Source organism: Modestobacter muralis (assembly GCF_010682105.1).
GTDB classification, from domain to species: Bacteria; Actinomycetota; Actinomycetes; order Mycobacteriales; family Geodermatophilaceae; genus Modestobacter; species Modestobacter muralis.
Map to the genome: position 1 here is coordinate 1 of NZ_JAAGWH010000082.1, position 553 is coordinate 553.

Genomic DNA, 553 nt, shown 5'->3' on the forward strand with positions numbered 1-553 from the left:
AGCGTGGTCAGGAACGCGTCCCAGAAGAGGTCGAGGTTGTCGACGAAGAACTGCACGGCGCCTCCTCCCGAGGCCGGACCGGCGGGACGCCGCCGGGCGGGTCAGCACCCGCCCGGCGGCGTCCCCGGGGATCAGTAGCGGTCGACCTGCGGCGGCTCGGGGGCGTCCTCGCCGGTGATGGCGCCGGCGGTGCGGTCCCACGCGGCCGCCCAGTCGCCGTTCTCGAAGGACTCCTCGAGGACGTCGTTGATGAAGTCGCGGAACTCGGTGTTCCCCAGCTCCAGCCCGATGCCGTAGGGCTCCTCGGTGAACGGGTTGCCGACGAGCTCGAAGCCCTCGGGGTTGCCGGCGACCAGGCCGGTGAGGATGACGTTGTCGGTGGTGACGGCGTCCACCTGGCCGTTGGTCAGGGCGTCGGCGCACTTGGAGTACACGTCGAACAGCGTGAGGGTGGCCTCGGGGTAGTTGTCCCGGATGTTCTGCGCCGGGGTCGAACCCTCGACCGAGCAGACGTTCTTGCCGGCGAGGTCCTCGGGACCGGCGATGCCGTCGG

General features: G+C 70.7%; 1 protein-coding gene. It reads right to left on the reverse strand.

Annotation, left to right across the window (positions count from 1 at the left end; translation table 11 throughout):
- Positions 1–131: 131 nt before the first annotated feature.
- Positions 132–553 (reverse strand): type 2 periplasmic-binding domain-containing protein (locus tag GCU67_RS21090; protein ID WP_163613465.1); only part of this gene is annotated, 422 nt, incomplete at its 5' end.